The organism is Arthrobacter sp. USHLN218 (genome assembly GCF_037144715.1).
Taxonomy (GTDB): Bacteria; Actinomycetota; Actinomycetes; order Actinomycetales; family Micrococcaceae; genus Crystallibacter.
Genome location: NZ_JBBCYT010000003.1, coordinates 467,289 through 484,603, shown reverse-complemented (window position 1 = coordinate 484,603; position 17,315 = coordinate 467,289). Strand labels below are relative to the sequence as shown.

At 70.0% G+C, this 17,315-nt stretch carries 11 protein-coding genes; 6 read left to right on the top strand and 5 right to left on the bottom strand.

Annotated features, from left to right (window positions below; translation table 11 throughout):
- Positions 1–44: 44 nt before the first annotated feature.
- The gene (locus tag WFH44_RS09530) at positions 45–272 is read right to left on the bottom strand and encodes a DUF7455 domain-containing protein (protein ID WP_336713577.1); all 228 of its coding nucleotides are present in this window, start codon (positions 270–272) and stop codon (positions 45–47) included.
- A gap of 271 nt (positions 273–543) precedes the next feature.
- Here WFH44_RS09530 and WFH44_RS09525 point away from each other — a divergent pair, with 271 nt between their 5' ends.
- A complete protein-coding gene (locus tag WFH44_RS09525) occupies positions 544–2,655 on the top strand; it encodes a DNA gyrase/topoisomerase IV subunit B (RefSeq protein ID WP_336713576.1) in 2,112 nt (703 codons plus the stop codon).
- Positions 2,656–2,727: 72 nt separating this feature from the next.
- On the opposite strand, the gene WFH44_RS09520 is transcribed toward WFH44_RS09525, so the two are convergent.
- Both WFH44_RS09520 and WFH44_RS09515 read right to left on the bottom strand, forming a co-directional pair.
- Positions 2,728–3,687, bottom strand: coding sequence for a M56 family metallopeptidase (locus WFH44_RS09520; protein WP_336713575.1), 960 nt, complete (start codon positions 3,685–3,687; stop codon positions 2,728–2,730).
- A 26-nt stretch (positions 3,688–3,713) separates the two neighbouring features.
- Complete coding sequence (locus tag WFH44_RS09515) at positions 3,714–4,100, bottom strand: BlaI/MecI/CopY family transcriptional regulator (RefSeq protein WP_336713574.1); 387 nt, start codon at positions 4,098–4,100, stop codon at positions 3,714–3,716.
- A gap of 160 nt (positions 4,101–4,260) precedes the next feature.
- Between WFH44_RS09515 and WFH44_RS09510 the strand changes: the two genes are divergently transcribed.
- Genes WFH44_RS09510 through WFH44_RS09495 form a run of 4 tightly spaced genes read left to right on the top strand, consistent with a single transcriptional unit; the run spans position 4,261 to position 11,445 of the window.
- Entirely contained in the window at positions 4,261–5,841 is a 1,581-nt protein-coding gene (locus WFH44_RS09510; protein ID WP_336713573.1) for a cytochrome ubiquinol oxidase subunit I, read from the top strand.
- A 44-nt stretch (positions 5,842–5,885) separates the two neighbouring features.
- A complete protein-coding gene (gene cydB / locus WFH44_RS09505) occupies positions 5,886–6,905 on the top strand; it encodes a cytochrome d ubiquinol oxidase subunit II (RefSeq protein ID WP_336713572.1) in 1,020 nt (339 codons plus the stop codon).
- Positions 6,902–10,453, top strand: coding sequence for a thiol reductant ABC exporter subunit CydD (gene cydD / locus WFH44_RS09500; protein ID WP_336713571.1), 3,552 nt, complete (start codon positions 6,902–6,904; stop codon positions 10,451–10,453). The genes cydB and cydD overlap by 4 nt, the downstream gene beginning before the upstream one ends.
- 5 nt (positions 10,454–10,458) lie before the next feature.
- The gene (locus WFH44_RS09495; protein ID WP_336713570.1) at positions 10,459–11,445 is read left to right on the top strand and encodes a GNAT family N-acetyltransferase; all 987 of its coding nucleotides are present in this window, start codon (positions 10,459–10,461) and stop codon (positions 11,443–11,445) included.
- Positions 11,446–11,477: 32 nt separating this feature from the next.
- Here the strand turns inward: WFH44_RS09495 and WFH44_RS09490 are convergent, their stop codons facing one another.
- The gene (locus WFH44_RS09490) at positions 11,478–11,996 is read right to left on the bottom strand and encodes a DinB family protein (RefSeq protein WP_336713569.1); all 519 of its coding nucleotides are present in this window, start codon (positions 11,994–11,996) and stop codon (positions 11,478–11,480) included.
- Positions 11,997–12,016: 20 nt separating this feature from the next.
- Entirely contained in the window at positions 12,017–14,497 is a 2,481-nt protein-coding gene (locus WFH44_RS09485; RefSeq protein ID WP_336713568.1) for a DNA gyrase/topoisomerase IV subunit A, read from the bottom strand.
- A gap of 48 nt (positions 14,498–14,545) precedes the next feature.
- On the opposite strand from WFH44_RS09485, the gene WFH44_RS09480 reads away from it, so the two are divergent.
- On the top strand, positions 14,546–17,254 hold the full coding sequence (locus tag WFH44_RS09480) for a bifunctional acetate--CoA ligase family protein/GNAT family N-acetyltransferase (RefSeq protein ID WP_336713567.1): 2,709 nt from the start codon (positions 14,546–14,548) through the stop codon (positions 17,252–17,254).
- Positions 17,255–17,315 lie beyond the last annotated feature (61 nt).

Genomic DNA, 17,315 nt, shown 5'->3' with positions numbered 1-17,315 from the left:
ACCAGGGGCAGCCATGGGTGAACCGGTCTGCGCCCGCACAGTGCTTACTGGGCTTCCTCCGCCATTTCGGCGTTGGTGCTCAGCCGGCCGGTCTCATCCTGCCACTCGGCCGCGATGGGGCGAAGCTGCGGTTCATGCTGACGGGCGTGGTGTCCGCAGAAAAGCAATTCCCCTCCGGAGGACTCCAGCACAACACGGACGTAGGCCTGGGCGCCGCAGCGGTCACAACGGTCCATTGCGGTCAGTTCTCGGGTAGCTACTGCTGTCGTCATGATGACCTCCTTCAAGTGCGTACCTACATACAACCATCCGGGGGCCTCTTTTCTTCGTCTCTGCATCCAACTTTCGCTCACCGCGTATCACCGGCCCGTTACGGCGGGAGCCCGCTGTGACCTTCGCCGCCACGCGTCCCGCGGTGGGTTGCGCGGACCCGGGCCCCGAGGGGGACTAGCCTAGAGGGGGTGCCCGAACGGCCGGGCGCCGAGACTGAGGGGCAGCGTGCCTGTTCCGGTTCCACCTGCATTGCCAAGGAGTATTGGTTAAGTGACCCCACCGAGCACCGACTACACCGCGCGGCACCTGTCCGTCCTGGAAGGACTGGAGGCCGTCCGCAAGCGTCCGGGCATGTACATCGGTTCCACGGACTCCCGGGGGCTGATGCACTGCCTCTGGGAGATCATCGACAACTCCGTGGACGAGGCGCTGGCCGGGTTCGGACAGAACATCACCGTGATCCTGCATGCCGATGGTTCGGTGGAGGTCCATGACGACGGCCGCGGCGTCCCGGTGGACGTGGAGCCGCGGACCGGCCTGACCGGCGTCGAGGTGGTCTTCACCAAACTCCACGCCGGCGGCAAGTTCGGCGGCGGTTCCTACACCGCCTCTGGCGGGCTGCACGGCGTCGGCGCCAGCGTGGTCAACGCCCTTTCCTCGCGGCTGGACGTCCAGGTCGACCGGGGCGGCAAGACCTACCAGATGTCGTTCCGGCGGGGCGAGCCGGGCCACTTCATCGATACCGGGCGGACACCGAGTCCGGACGCGAAGTTCGAGCCTTTCCTGGAGAGCTCGTCGCTGGACATCGTCGGTAAGGCCAAGCGGGGCGTGACAGGTACGCGCATCCGGTACTGGGCGGACCACCAGATCTTCACCCCGGACGCCAAGTTCTCCTACGAGGAGCTGCAGTCCCGGGTGCGGCAGACGTCGTTCCTGGTCCCCGGCCTGCGGGTGACGCTGCGGGACGAGCGCCGGCAGCCGGGGACGCCGGGGGAGAACGGTCCGGTGGAGGAGGTCTTCCAGCACGACGGCGGCATTGCCGAGTTCGTGGAGTACCTCGCCAACGACAGCGCGGTCACCGACGTCTGGCGGATCCACGGCGCCGGCTCCTTCAAGGAAACGGTCCCGGTGCTCGACGAGCGCGGCCACAGCAAGATCGCCGAAGTGGAGCGCAAGTGCGAGGTGGACGTGGCCCTGCGCTGGGGCGTGGGCTACGACACGGCGGTGCGCAGCTTCGTCAACATCATCGCGACGCCCAAGGGCGGCACGCACCAGGCCGGGTTTGAACAGGCCCTGCTGAAGACCTTCCGGAAAGTGATCGAGGCCAACGCACGCAAGCTGAAGGCCGGCAACGACAAGATTGAAAAGGACGACGTCTTCGCGGGCCTGACCGCGGTGCTCACCGTCCGCCTGGCCGAGCCGCAGTTCGAGGGCCAGACCAAGGAAGTCCTGGGCACCTCGGCCGTTCGCTCGATCGTCTCGCGCGTGGTGGAGAAAGAGATCACCGCGAAGCTGGGCTCAACCGCGCGGGCCGATAAGGCACAGTCCGCCCTCCTGCTGGAGAAGGTCGTCAGCGAGATGAAGTCCCGCGTCTCGGCCCGCATGCACAAGGAAACCCAGCGGCGCAAGAACGCGCTGGAGACCTCCACGATGCCGGCAAAGCTGCTGGACTGCCGGACCACGGAGGTTGACCGCTCGGAACTGTTCATCGTCGAGGGCGACAGCGCCTTGGGCACCGCCCGGCTGGCCCGTTCGTCGGACCACCAGGCGCTGCTGCCCATCCGAGGAAAAATCCTGAACGTGCAGAAGGCCTCGATCGGCGACATGCTCTCCAATGCCGAGTGTGCTGCGCTGATCCAGGTGGTCGGCGCCGGCTCCGGCCGCAGCTTCCAGCTGGATGCGGCACGCTACGGCAAGGTCATCCTGATGACCGATGCGGACGTCGACGGGGCGCACATCCGGACCCTGCTCCTGACGCTGTTCTTCCGCTACATGCGGCCCCTGGTGGAAGCCGGGCGGGTCTATGCGGCCGTGCCGCCGCTGCACCGGGTGGAGATCGTCAATCCCGGGGCGAAGTCCAACGAGATCGTCTACACCTACTCGGAGCAGGAGCTGCACCAGCTGCTGGGCGGCCTCGAGGCATCCGGCCGCAAGTACAAAGAGCCCATCCAGCGCTATAAGGGCCTGGGCGAAATGGACGCGGACCAGCTGGCCGAAACTACCATGGACCCCAGGCACCGCACGCTGCGGCGGGTGGGTATCGAGGACGCCGAGGCGGCCGAGCGGGCCTTCGACCTGCTGATGGGCTCGGACGTCGCCCCCCGCAAGGAGTTCATCATCGCCGGCGCGGCCGTCCTGGACCGCGAACAGATCGACGCCTGACGGGTCTGCCGGACTGCGGGCAGGCCGACGCCCTGCCCGCCCGGCCCGTTTGACGGGTCCCGGGCCGGTGCGTTAGCCGGCCAGCCCGGGGGCGAGCAGCAGCACGGTCGGCACGGCCAGCAGCAGGGCCGCGCCGGCCAGGACGAGCGACTGGGCCGCTTTGCCCAGCGGGGCCATCGGCGTGAGCAGCCGCCGGAGCCGGTTGGCTGAAGTCAGCGCCTGGGCCTCTTCGGGGCTCAGCAGTTCCCGCGCGGGAGCGCCGGCTGCGCTGCCAGCCGGGCGTTCGCCGCCGGCGACCAGGGCGACGGCGCGGATGAGGGTCGGCCGGTCCGTGGTTTCCAGTGCCGCGTCATCGGCCAGCATTTCGATGAGTTCGTTGACGGCGCGTTGCGCCAGCTGCGAGGTGGGCAGCCAGGGCAGCGCCGCGCGCCAGGCCGCGAACGCCCACAGCAGGAGGTCGTGGCGCTGGTTCAGGTGTGCGCGCTCGTGCTGCAGCACCGACTGGAGTTCGGCCGGAGTCAGCAGTTCCATCAGGCCTTCCGAGAGCACGGTGACGGATCCGCTGCCGCCGGGCAGGCAGTAGGCCACGGGGGCCGGATGGTTGATGACCAGCGTCCGGGGGGAGTCCTTGGCCGGGGAGCTCAGCAGGTTCAGCAGAGTGCGGTGCCGGTGGCGCTGCTTGGCAATCCGGTAGTACGTCAGCAGCAGCGTGAAAACGAGGTGGACTCCAAGCAACAGGGCGGCGCTTAGGGCGAAGACGTGGATCAGGTCCAGCCCGGGAGCGGGCTGGTAGCTGGCCAGCAGCGCGGTCAGGCCGCGGAGGCCAGCCAGCAGGTTGTCGCCGAGCGGTTCCAGCCCCCAGGTCAGCATCGCGCCGATCATGGACAGGCCGCCGGCGAGTGCGATCGCCTGCCAGAGGATCAGCGCCGTCTTGGGTGCCCTGGCCGGCCAGCGGGCGCGCGAAAGCATGACCGGTACCGGCCATGCCAAAATCACGGCCAGGGCGGCCAGCAGGTAGGAGGCCCAGAACACCTCGGTTATGCGATCCGCACGAAGGCTTAGGCCGTCAGCATCTTCCGCAGGGCCTCGGCTTCCTGGGCCGACACCGAACCGATGAAGGCCGCCAGGACGGCCTCGCGGTCCCGGGCGGAGCCGAGGACCTCGTGCATGAGCTCCACGGTGTGTGCCTCGCGGCTGGTCACGGCGCGGTAGCGGTGCGGACGGATGTCGCGCTCACGCTGGACCAGGCTCTTTTTCTCCAGCCGGGACAGCACCGTGAGCACCGTCGTCACGGCGAGCTCCTTGCCGTCCCTCGTCGTGTCGCCCTTGCGGGCCAGGCTGTCGCGCAGTTCGTTCGCGGTCAGCGCGTTCTCCCCCTCGGGCCGTCCGTTCTGCTCCCACAGCAGATCCATGACTGCCCGTTCCAGCTCTCCAAGAGTGGCCATTTACATCCTTCATCCGCACCCGAAAACAACTCCACACCGGCAGCCTGAGCGCCGCCCGTGTGGCTTCCGTATCCAATTTACAGGCTTTGCCGAATTTGTTCTACACTCCGTAGAAGCAACTTGTTCTACGTTCTGTAGAAATAACGTCGAAGGGGAAAATGTGGAAGCCCTCGAAGTCGCCCGGTGGCAATTCGGCATCACCACCGTCTATCACTTCCTGATGGTGCCGCTGACCATCGGCCTTGGCCTTACGGTGGCCGTCCTGCAGACGGCCTGGTACCGCACGGGCAAGGAACAGTACCTGCGGATGACCAAGTTCTGGGGCAAGCTGTTCCTGATCAACTTCATCATGGGCGTGGCTACCGGCCTCGTGCAGGAGTTCCAGTTCGGCATGGCCTGGAGCGAGTACAGCCGCTTCGTCGGCGACGTTTTCGGCGCCCCGCTGGCCCTGGAGTCGCTGCTCGCGTTCTTCGTGGAGTCGATCTTCCTGGGCCTGTGGATCTTCGGCTGGAAGCGCCTGCCCAAGGGCATGCACCTGCTGAGCATCTGGGCGGCCTCGCTGGCCACCATGGGCTCGGCCTACTTCATCCTGGCGGCCAACTCCTGGATGCAGCATCCCGTGGGCGTCGAGATGATCGACGGCCGGCCGGTCATGGTGGACATCTGGGCGGTGCTGACGAACAACACCCTGCTGGTCGCCTACCCGCACACCCTCTTCGGCGCCTTCTCCGTGGCGGGCGGCTTCCTGCTCGGCATCGCCTGGTACCACCTCTGGAAGCGCCGCCGGGACGGCATCGACACCGTCGGCGCCGACGGCAAGGTGGTGGTGGGCAGCAACCCGGCCATCGGCCGCGACGCGACCGACCACAAAGTCTGGCTGACCTCGCTGAGGGTCGGCGCCGTCGTCGCTATGGTCTCCTTCGCGGGTGTGGCGCTGACCGGCGACCTGCAGGCGAAGCTGATGTTCCAGCAGCAGCCGATGAAGATGGCCGCGGCAGAGGCGGCCTGCCACGACGGCACGGGCTTCTCCATCCTCTCCGTCGGCGACCTCGGTTCCAACGACTGCGACGACATGGTCGCCGTCGTCGAACTTCCCGGCCTGCTGTCCTTCCTGGCCAACGGCGATTTCACCACCGACATCCGCGGCATCAACACCCTGATTCCCGAGTACCAGGACAGCTTCGGCACCCACCTCCCGGACAAGCCGGTCTACGGCGAGCGCGCGGGGACCGAGATCGACTACGTCCCGGTCATGGAGGTCACGTACTGGGGCTTCCGGATGATGATCACCTTCGGCATGCTCGCCGCCGGAGCCGCGCTGGTGGCCCTCTGGATCGCCCGCAAGGGGACCGTTCCCGAGTCGAAGTGGCTGATGCGCCTGGCGGTGTTCGGCATCCTGGCGCCGTTCGGGGCGAACTCCGCCGGCTGGATCTTCACCGAGATGGGCCGCCAGCCCTTCGTGGTGGCGCCGAACCCGGATCCCAACGGCATCGACAACGTCTTCATGTTCACTGCCGCAGCGGTCTCGCCGGGGGTTTCGCTCGCCGAGCTGGTCTTCTCGCTTTGCGCCTTCGCGCTGGTCTACGGCGTGCTGCTGGTGGTGGAGGTCAAGCTGCTCTTCGCGTACTGCAAGGGCGGCGTCCCCTCGGCGATGCCCGAAGTGCTGGCGCACCCGGACGATGACGCCGGCAGCGGCGGCAAGGGAAAGGACGACGACGATGTCCTCGCCTTCGCGTACTGATTCCGCCCGCACCGTGCGCAACCTGAACATCTTGGAGAGCTGACATGGATTTCCTGCCCACTCTGTGGTTCATCATCATCGCCTTCTTCTGGACCGGCTACCTGTTCCTGGAAGGCTTCGACCTGGGCGTCGGCATGCTGATGCGCGGCTTCGCACGGAACAACACGGACCGCCGGGTGCTGCTCAACACCGTTGGACCTGTCTGGGACGGCAACGAGGTGTGGCTGATCACCGCCGGCGCCGCGACCTTCGCCGCGTTCCCGCACTGGTACGCCTCGCTCTTCGCCGGCCTCTACCTGCCGCTGGTGCTGGTGCTGCTGGCGCTGATCTTCCGTGCCGTGGCCATCGAGTACCGCGGCAAGCACGACTCCGCGCGCTGGCGGAGCACCTGGGACTGGGCCATCGCCCTCGGTTCCTTTGTGGCGGCCTTCGGCGTGGGCGCGATGCTGGCACTGACCACCACCGGCCTGCCGCTGGACGCGAACGGCGACCGCGTGGGCGGCCCGTTCGCCTGGTTCAACGGCTACGCGGTGCTCGGCGGGCTGGCGGTCGTGTTGTTCTGCCTGGTCCACGCCGCAGCCTTCCTGGTCCTGAAGACCGACGGCGACATCCGGGCGCGGGCGCGCAGGCTGCTGCTGCGCTGGCTGCCAGTGGCTCTGCTGCCGATGGCGCTGTGGGCGATGCTTGTGGTGCTGGCCGGCGGAAAGCCCATCACCTGGGTGACCCTGACGGTGGCGGCGTTCGGCGCCGCTGCGGCGTGGCTGCTGGCCCGGCGGGAGCGGGACGGACTGAGTTTCGCCGGACTCGGGATTTTCCTGGTGGCCGGGACCACCACGATATTCACCGCCGTGTTCCCCAACGTGCTGCCTTCGAGCCTCGACCCGGCCTTCTCGCTGACCGTGGAAAATGCCTCTTCGTCCGACTACACGCTGGGCGTGATGAGCGTGATCGGCGCGTTCGGCATCCCCGCCGTGCTGGTCTACCAGGGCTACACCTACTGGGTGTTCCGCAAGCGCGTCAGCGCCGAATCCATCCCGGCCGCCCACGCCGTCGTCCCGCAGTGAAGCCGCTGCTCCCGGTCGGCGCCGCGGGCAAGCGGGCGCTCTACCTGCTGGGCGTCCTGGCTGCAGCCAAGGCGGCCGGGCTCGTTCTGCTCGCCCAGGCCGTGGCGGCCGGCGTGGCCGGGCTGGCCGGCGGCGGCCCGGACTGGAACGCCGTGGTGGTCGAGGCGGTGGCCGGGGCCGTGCTGCGGGCCGTCGCGGCCTGGGGGCAGGAGGTTCTGTCCCAGCGCGCCGCGGCCGGCGTCAAGGCGCAGCTGCGGGCCGCCCTCGCCGAGCGGGTCATCAACGACGGCGGCGCGACGGGAGCCGGCGGCGGTCCGGGCAGCGGGGCGCTGAGCGTGCTGGCCACCCGCGGCCTGGACGCGCTAGATGACTACTACGCAAAGTTCCTGCCCGCCCTGGTGGGCTGCGCCGTCGTTCCCCTGCTGGTGGGCCTGCGGATCCTGGGAGCCGACTTCACCAGCGCCCTGGTGGTGCTGCTGACCGTGCCGCTGGTGCCGGTGTTCATGGTCCTGATCGGCCTGCACACCGAGGACCGTACCAGCCAGGCCGCGCAGGCGCTGCAGCGGCTCTCGGACCAGCTGCTGGAGCTGGCCCGCGGCCTGCCGGTGCTGGTGGGCCTGGGGCGGGCGTCCGCCCAGACGCGGGCGCTGGCGGACATGGCGGCGGCCTACCGCAGCCGCACCATGGACACGCTCCGCGTCGCCTTCATGTCCTCGCTGGCGCTCGAGCTGATTTCGACGATCTCCGTCGCCGTGGTGGCAGTGTTCACCGGTGTCCGGCTGGTCCACGGCGAGATGGGCCTCGAGGCGGGCCTGCTCGCGCTGATCCTCGCCCCGGAGTGCTTCCAGCCGCTGCGGGACCTCGGCGCGGCGCACCACGCGAGCGAGGACGGGCTGGAAGCGCTCAAGCGCAGCAACGCGGTCCTGCACGCCCCGGCCGGCCGCCCGCTGGTGGCCGCCGACGAGGGTGCAGCACTGACCCGCGCCGCGGGACAGGCGCGGCCCGGCCGCAGCGCGACGCCGCTGGCAGAGGGGCCCGATCTGCAGGTGAGCGGGCTGTCCGTGCGGTATCCGGATCGGGAACTGCCTGCCGTCGAGGGGCTGGGCTTCACCGTGCCGGCCGGGAGCATCGCGCTCCTGGCCGGTCCGAGCGGCAGCGGCAAGACCACGGTGCTGGAGGTGCTCGCCGGCCTGCGGCAGGACGGACCGCAGGCCGCCGTGTCCGGTACCGCCAGCGGTGTCTACCGGGACTCCATCGCGTGGATCCCGCAGCACCCCGTCGCGGCGGAGGAGACAGTTGCTGCGGAAATCGCCCTCTACTCGGGACTGGCCGGACAGGCCGCCCGGGACGCTGCCATGGAGGTGCTGGCCGAGGTTAACGCCGCCCACCTCATCGACGCGCGGACCGGCGAACTCAGCCCGGGCGAACTGCGGCGGCTGGCCGTCGCCCGCGCCCTCGCCAGGATCGGGCACGTCCCCGGCGTCCGCGTGCTGCTGGCCGACGAGCCTACCGCGCACGTGGACGATGCGAGCGCGCGGGCCATCGAACGGGCGCTCGCTCGCCGGCGGGGCCGCGTGACGACCGTGCTGGTGGTGCACGATCCGCAGACCGCGCTGCTGGCCGACCTGGTCGTGCCCGTGGAGCCCGTCGGCAACGGCGCGGAAGGTGCCGGGCGGCCTGCACGGCCTGAGGACGAACCGTCGTCCGCCGTCCAGAACGGCGCCGTCGCGTACGGGGGCGCCGCGCGGGTGGACATCCCGCGGGAGAATGCCGCGCAGGCAACGGCGCGGCAAGCGGGCGCGTCCGACCGGTCCGCTTCCGGGGGACAGGGTGGGGTTCCCTCGGGGCGCTCACGCGTTTCGCTCTGGCGGAACCTCGGGATGCTGCAGCCCTGGAGCCGCCGGTTCGTAGCCGCGCTCTTCCTCGGGCTGGGTGCCACGCTCTTCGGCGTCGCCCTGACCGCGCTGTCGGGGTGGCTGATCGTCCGGGCGAGCGAGCAGCCGCCCATCCTGCACCTGATGACGGCGATCGTGGGGGTCCGGTTCTTCGGCATCGGCCGGGCGGTGCTGCGTTACCACGAGCGCCTGCGGCTGCACGATGCCGTCTTCGCCGCGACCGACCGGCTGCGGATCCGGCTCTGGAACGGGCTGCAGCAGCGCCCGGCCGGGTGGCGCAAGCTGGCGCGCGGCGGCGAGGCGCTGGAGAAGCTGGTGGGCGACGTCGATGAGCTGCGCGACGTGGCGCCGCGGGCAGTGTTCACGCCGCTGGTCGGCGTGCTGACGGCGGCCGCGTCCTGTGTAGCGACGGGGTTGCTGATGCCGGCGGGACTCGGCTGGCAGCTGCTGCTCGCCGGCGCCGGGCTCGGCCTCGCACCGGCGGTAACCCGGTGGGTCGACCGCTCTAGCCAGGCCGCCAGCGTCGGGCTGAAAGGCCGGACGCTGCACGCCTTCACCCGGCTGCTGCAGGCGGCGGCGGACCTGGCGCCCAACCGGGCCGCGGGACCGTTGCTGGCGCGGGCACATGAGCTGGAAGAGCGGACGACGGCGGTGCTCCGGAGGGGTGCCTGGGCGCAGGGGCTGGGCCAGGCCGTTATCGTCCTGGCCTGCTCGCTCTCTGCCTTGGCCATGATCGGTTCAGCCGGCGGGACGGATCCGGGGGCCGCTGCCGTGGTCATCCTCATGCAGCTGGCCCTGGTGGAGCCGTTCGTGGCGGTCAATTCCGCGGCCCACCAGTGGGGCGCCTGGCGCGAGCTGGGCGAGCGGGTGCTGCCGCAGCTGGGCAGCGCCGAGCAGCAGCCGGTGGCCGGGCGCACGGCAACCGGGGCAGCTCGGGCCGGCGTACCTGCAGATGCCCGGGCCGAAGCCGAGGGTGCGCCCGTGGCTTCGCTCCAGCTGCGCGACGCCGGCTACGCCTATCCGGGGCAGGCGGAGCCCGTCTTCACCGGACTGGACCTCGACCTTGCGCCGGGGGACTGGCTGGCCGTCACCGGCCCGTCGGGCAGCGGCAAGTCGACCCTGCTCGGCGTGCTGCTGGGGTTCCTGCCGCTGCGGCATGGCCAGTATCTGGTCAATGGAATCCCGGTCGAGGCCGGCCCCGGGCTGGGCGGACGGATCGCGTGGACGCCCCAGGAGGCCCACCTGTTCAATTCCAGCCTGCGGGCCAACCTGCTGCTGGCCCGGGAACGCGGCAACCCGCCGTCGGACGCCGAAATGCATGCGGCACTCGCCGCCGTCGGACTCGGGGCCTTCACCGCGGCCCTGCCGCAGGGGCTGGACACCCGGCTGGGACCGGACGGGCACTTCCTCTCCGGCGGCCAGCGCCAGCGCGTCGCCGTCGCCCGGGCGCTGCTGACGGAAGCGGACGCCGTGCTGCTGGACGAGCCGACCGCGCACCTGGACCCGGAATCGGCCGCGAGCCTGCTGGCCGACCTGCGGGCGGCGCTGGCAGGAAAGGCCGTGGTCATGGTGACGCATGACCCGGCCGAGGCAGCGGCCTGTCCGCGCATCCTGGAGCTGGGTTCCGCCGCGGAGGCAGCTGTCCTACGCTGAGGGACATGACGATTGCCGCGCCGCCGCCCTTTCCCGACCACGGCCTGTCCTGGCGGGCCCTCACCGAAGCCGATATCGACGCGTGGCATGCGCTGATCGGGCGCATGGCAGAGGCAGACAAGCCGGTGTGGAGCGAGACCCGGGCGGACCTGGAAGAGGTCTTCGGCACCGCGCACAACGATCCGGCCGCGACCACGGCGGCAGGCTACGACGACGGCGGTGTGCTGCGCGCCGTCGCACGGGTCCACGGCAACGCCGGCTCGGCAGTCGCCTACACCTGGGGCGGCGTGGATCCGCAGTGGCGCCGCCGCGGGATCGGCCGGGCGCTCTACGCCTGGCAGGCGGACTGCCAGCGGGCCCGCTTCGAGGCCGCCGGGATTTCCGGCGGGGTATTGCGGACCTACACCGAGGAACAGAACACCGGCCACACCGCGCTGATGCGGGCCGCCGGTGCCGGCATCGTCCGGTACTTCACCGAGATGACGCGTTCCCTGGACGTCCCCATTCCGGACCTGCCGCTGCCGGCCGGCTACGTCTTCCGTACCCTCGACCCGGCGGACAGCGAGGCCGTGCGGCTCGCCCATAACGAGGCGTTCGCCGAACATTGGGGCAGCGAGCCGCGCGACCGGCAGCGCTGGAAGTTCACCGTGGAGCATCCTCAGTTCAAGCCGGAGTGGAGCATGTCGGTGGTGGAGACGGCCACCGGCGAGACCGTGGCCTACCAGCTGGCGAGCTTCGACTCGGACTACCGCAAGCACTCGGGCTACGACGAGGGCTTCACCGACCTGCTCGGCGTGCGCCGGACCTGGCGGGGACGCGGGTTCGCCCCGGCACTGCTGGCCGAGGCGATGCGACGGTTCCAGGCCGCCGGCATCGCGCATGCCGGGCTGGGCGTCGACACCGAGAATGCCAGCGGTGCCCTCGGCCTGTACACCCGGATGGGATACGAGCCGACCAAGCGCGATTTCGCCTGGCAGCTGCCGCTGACCTGACCGGTGGCCGGCCCCTTGGCTTACCCGCGGGCTCAGGCCCCGACGTCGTGCAGGTGATGGACGACGTCGTGCGCGAAATACGCGCCCAGGGTGTGCACGGTGAAGGCGGACCCGTTGCTCCTAAGGCCCCGCCGTTCCCACTGTTCCCGGGGGACGGCCTCGAAGGCGCCCGCGACTGCGGCGGCGCTGGCCTCCAGCTCCTCCGCGACGCGGTGCGGATCCGCCTGCGCGTACGCGCCCACCAGCGCGGCGCGGTCCTGGTCCCAGTCCGGAAAGCCGGGGTTGTCCTCCGCCACCATCAGTGCCAGGCGCCCCTCGAAGACCCGGCAGGCATCGCGGACGTGGGCGCCGTATTCCAGCGCGGACCAGGTGTCATCGCCGGGCCGTTGCCCGGCATCCGGGCGGAAGAGCGCGTCCCGCCAGCGCGGGATGGCACCGCGGATGAGGGCCCCGGCCCGGTCCGGTGTAACGCCGTCCGGGTCGAAGCCGCACTCCGGGCAGGGCCGCCGCGTGACCCAGGTCCAGTCCTTGGTATCGGGAACGATCGGCATGGCAGTAGTGTAGGCGCGGATCAGCCGAGCGCGGGCCCGACCGCGTCGATCGGCTGCGAGAGCGGGACCCCGGAGCCGTCCCGTCGCCCGTGTTCCACCGGCAGCGTCCGGACCACGCCGGCGGACGTTGAGGCCTTGGCCGGACCATGCCCCGCCCAGCCGAGGCTGAGCTGGTCTTCGCCCTTGAGGAAGCGGTGCGCCCGCAGGCCGGCGGTTGCCCTGCCCTTGGCCGGGAACTCGGCCAGCGCCGTGACCTTGGCCGACCCGGGGGAGGTGCCGGGGAGGGCGGCGGACGCGGAGGCGATGGTGACGACGACGGCCGCGTCGTCCGTCGGATCGGCCGCGCCGAAGAAGACCACCGAGTCCTCGGCGCCCAGCTTGATCCCGTTCACGCCGCCCGCCGTGCGTCCCTGGGGCCGGACCGTCGATGCGGGGAAACGCAGCAGCTGGGCGTGCCGGGTCAGGAACACCAGGTCCTCGTCCTGACGCGCGGCGCAGACACCGATGATGTGGTCCTGCGGCTTGAGCGTGATGATTTCCCAGTCTTCGCGGTTCAGCGGGTAATCGGGGCTGACGCGCTTGACCATGCCGCCGGCGGTGCCGAGGGCCAGCACGGCGTTGAGCGGTGCGAGGGCGATGAGTGTCTCGCCCTTGGCCAGCGTGATGAACTCCCGGGCGGGCACGCCGCCGGCGAGGTTGGGCGTGCCGGAGCCGGGGGAGAGCGTGGGCATGTCCACCACCTGCAGGCGGAGCATCCGGCCCAGCGAGGTGACGGCGCCGATTTCCGCGCGTGCCGAGGTGCGGACCACGGAGGTGAACACATCATGCTTGATGCGCTGGCCGCCGTCCATGAGCTCCTGCTGGTCGGCGGTGCGGGCGAGCTGGCCCGAGGCCGAGAGGATGGCCCAGCACGGATCGTCGGCGATCTCCAGCTGCACGGGAGCCTTCTTGTCCGCCGGGGCGGGGGCGGTGCCGGCGAGCGCGGCGGTGGCCTCGCTCTCCAGCAGCACCGTCCGGCGCGGGGTGGCGTAGCTGGCGGCGACCTCGCCCAGTTCGTCGGAGACCAGCTTGCGCAGCTTCGGCTCGGAGGCGAGGATCTCCTCCAGCTCGGCGATCGCCTGGCGCAGTTCCTCCTGCTCCTTCTCCAGTTCGATGCGGGAGTACTTGGTCAGCTGGCGCAGGCGCAGTTCCAGGATGTGGTTGGCCTGGATTTCGGTCAGGTCGAAGACGCCCATCAGCCGCTCGCGGGCCTGGGCGGTCTCGTCCGAGGACCGGATGATCTGGATGACCTCGTCAATGTCCAGGATGGCGATCAGCAGGCCCTCGACCAGGTGGAGGCGGTCCTTCTTCTTGCCGAGGCGGAAGGTGGTCCGGCGGCGGACCACGCCGATGCGGTGGTCCACGTAGACCTGGAGCAGTTCCACCAGCCCGAGGGTGCGCGGCTGGCCGTCGACGAGCGTGACGTTGTTGATGCCGAAGGAATCCTCCATCGGCGTGTAGCGGTACAGCTGCTGGAGCACGGCGTTGGGGTTGAAGCCGTTCTTCAGCTCGATGATCAGGCGCAGCCCGTGGTGGCGGTCCGTCAGGTCCACGACATCGCTGATGCCCTGAAGCTTCTTGGACGTGACCGCATCCTTGATCTTCTCGATCACTTTTTCCGGACCCACCAGGTAGGGCAGTTCGGTGACGACCAGGCCCGTGCGGCGGGCGGAGATCTGCTCGACCTGCACGGTGGCCCGCGTCTTGAAGGAACCTCGGCCGGTGGCGTAGGCGTCGCGGATCCCGTCCAGCCCGACGATCTTGCCGCCGGTGGGAAGGTCCGGGCCCGGGACGAAGGCCATGATGTCGTCCAGCTGCGCGTCCGGGTTGGCGATCAGGTGCTGGGCGGCGGCGATGACCTCGCCGAGGTTGTGCGGGGCCATGTTGGTGGCCATGCCGACGGCGATGCCGGAGGATCCGTTGACCAGGAGGTTCGGAAAGGCGGCCGGGAGGACCTCCGGCTGCGTGAACTGGTTGTCGTAGTTCGGGATGAAGTCGACGACTTCTTCGTCCAGATGGTTCGTCATGGCCAGCGCAGGAGCCGCCAGCCTCGCCTCGGTGTACCGCGGGGCCGCGGGGCCGTCGTCGAGGGAGCCGAAGTTGCCGTGCCCGTCGATCAGCGGCATGCGCAGGGCGAAGTCCTGGGCCATGCGGACCATCGCGTCGTAGATGGCGGTGTCTCCGTGCGGGTGCAGCTTGCCCATGACCTCGCCGACGACGCGGGCGGACTTCACATGTCCGCGGTCCGGGCGCAGGCCCATCTCAGACATCATGAACAGGATGCGCCGCTGGACCGGCTTCAGCCCGTCGCGCGCGTCCGGCAACGCCCGGGAGTAAATCACCGAGTACGCGTATTCGAGGAAGGAGACTTCCATCTCGGAGGTGACGTCGATATCGACGATGTTCTCGACGAGGTCTTCGGGCAGTGCCTCGCGGGCAGAGGGCTTGGGTCGGCGGGCCATATGGAGAGATCGGGTCCTTACATCTGTTGAAGCAGTTAAAGTGAGTTTATGGCTCAAGAGGCGCAAACCCGGGATTATCCGGACTACTGGGAGGCCGATGTCGTGCTGCGTGACGGGGGGACCGCGCACCTGCGGCCCATCGTCCCGGAGGACGGACCGGCGCTGCAGGCTTTCCACATGGGACAGTCGGAGAGCTCGATCTACCTGCGCTTTTTCACCTTCAAAGCGAAGCTTAGCTCCCGCGAACTGGAGCGGTTCACCAACGTGGACCACCACAGCCGGGTCGCCTTCGTCATCACCATCGCCGGGGACATCATCGGTATCGGCCGCTACGACCGGCTGGACGACCCGGACGAGGCGGAGGTCGCCTTCAACATTGCGGACAGCCACCAGGGCCGCGGCCTTGGCTCCATCCTGCTGGAGCACCTGGCCGCGGCGGCGCGCGAAAACGGCATCCGCCGGTTCTCCGCGGAGGTGCTGCCGGAGAACCGCAAGATGGTCACGGTCTTCAACGACGCCGGGTACGAGGTGCGGAGGCATTTCGACGACGGCGTCGTGATGCTCGAATTCAACATCGACCCGACGGAACGCTCCCGCGCCGTGATGGAATCACGCGAGCACCGCGCGGAGGCACGCAGCGTCGCAGGCCTCCTGGCGCCGTCGTCCGTTGCCGTCATAGGGGCCAGCCGGGAATACGGCAGCATCGGGTACGCGTTGCTGGAACACATCGTCGAGGGCGGCTTCACGGGCCCGGTTTACGCCATCAACCCGCAGGCGCTGGAGCTGGGCGGGATGATCTCCTACGGCACGATCGGCGAGGTGCCCGAGCCCGTCCAGCTGGCCATCATCGCCGTGCCCTACGACCAGGTGCTCAAGGTCGTCCAGGAATGCGCCGACGCGGGCGTGAAGGGGCTGATAGTCGCCACGGCCGGTTTCGCGGACACCGGGCAGGAGGGACTGGCCCGGCAGCGCGAGCTGGTCCGCAACGCCCGGGCGAACGGCATGCGGGTGGTGGGGCCGGCCTCGCTCGGCATCATCAACACGGACCCGGCAGTCACGCTCAATGCGTCCATGGCACCCCGCCTGCCGCGGCGGGGGCGGCTGGGCCTGTTCAGCCAGTCGGCCGCCATCGGCGTGATGCTCTACGCCGCCTCGACACGGCGCGGACTGGGTCTGTCCTCGACGCTGTCGGCCGGCAACCGCGCCGACGTTTCCGGGAACGACGTGATGCAGTACTGGGAGGATGATCCGGCGACGGGGGCCGTGGGACTCTACCTCGAGTCCTTCGGCAATCCGCGCAAGTTTTCCCGGATCGCGCGGCGGCTCTCCCGCAGCAAGCCGGTCATCGTCGCGAAGTCGGACCTGATGGGGCTGCAGCTGCCGCCGGGCCACCACGTGCGGACCACGCAGGCGCCCGGCGGCGCCCTCGACGCAATGCTGCGGCAGTCCGGCGTGGTGCGGGTGGACACTTACGAGCAGCTGATGGACGTGGCGCAGATCGTGGTCAGCCAGCCGCTGCCGGCCGGGCCGGGAGTCGCGGTTCTGAGCAACTCGCTGGCGCTGGGCAAGGTGATCGCCGACGCGGCGGCCACGCACCACCTGCAGGTGGTGCACCTGGCGACGTCGCTCGGACTCGATGCCGCGCGGTCGGAGGCCCTTGACCTGCTCCGCGGCAAGCTGTCCGAGGCGCTGGCGCTCCCGGAGGTGCATTCGGTCTTCGTCACGCTGCTTCCCGTGAACGGCCTGGACAACGACGAGATCGCGCACGTCCTCCGGGCCTGCGGCGAGGAAGCCGGCAAGCCGGTCATCGCCGCCTTCACCGGCGTCCTGGACCCCCAGGCGGTCGCGGAGGGACTGCTCGCGGTCGGGACGGCGGACGAAGGCACGGCATGCCAGCCCGCGTTGCCCACGTTCTCCAGCCCGGGCAACGGCATCGAGGCGCTGGCCGCCGTGGTGCGCTACACCGAATGGCTGGGGCGCGACCAGGGCGAGGTCGTGGAACCCAGCGGCCTGGAGCGGGACCGCGCGGCGGACATGATCGATGCGCTGCTCGAGGGCGTTGCAGGCGACCACCTGGTGCAGACCACCACCGAGCAGGCCGCCGAGCTGCTCGGCTGCTACGGGATCAGCGTGCTGCCCTCTGCGGCGTTCTCGACGGCGGACGAGGCGGTCGCGGCGGCGGACCGGCTGGGCTGGCCGGTGGCGCTGAAGGCGATGGACGACAGGCTGCGCCAGCGGCTCGACCTCGGCGGCGTGCGGCTGAACATCGTCGATGCCGATTCGCTGCGGCGGAACATCGACCACATGCGCGAGGTGCTCCGCCCGTTCGGGGACATCGGGCTGGAGATCCAGTCCATGGCGCCCTCCGGCCAGTCCTGCACCATCCGGGCGATCGAGGACCCGCTCCTGGGGCCGGTCGTGTCCTTCGGCCTGTCCGGGGACGCAGTCAATCTGCTGGGGGACTGGTCGCACCGAATTCCGCCGCTGACCTCCGTCGACGTCGCGGACCTGATCCGCAGCCCGCGGGCCGCCCCCAAGCTGTTCGGCTACCAGGGCCTGCCCGCCGTGGACGTCGCCGCGCTGGAAGACCTGGTCAACCGGGTGGCGCTGATGAAGGACGACCACCCGGAGATTGCGCTGCTGGAGTTCAACCCGGTCCTGGTGTCGCCGCAGGGCCTCACCGTGCTGAGCGCGGACCTGCGGCTGGGCAACTACGCGCAGCGGACGGACAGCGCGCGCCGGGCCATGCGGGACTGACCGGACGGGCGCCGACCGGGGGCCGGTACGGATCCTGCCGCCGGCCGCCCGGGTTCGCAAT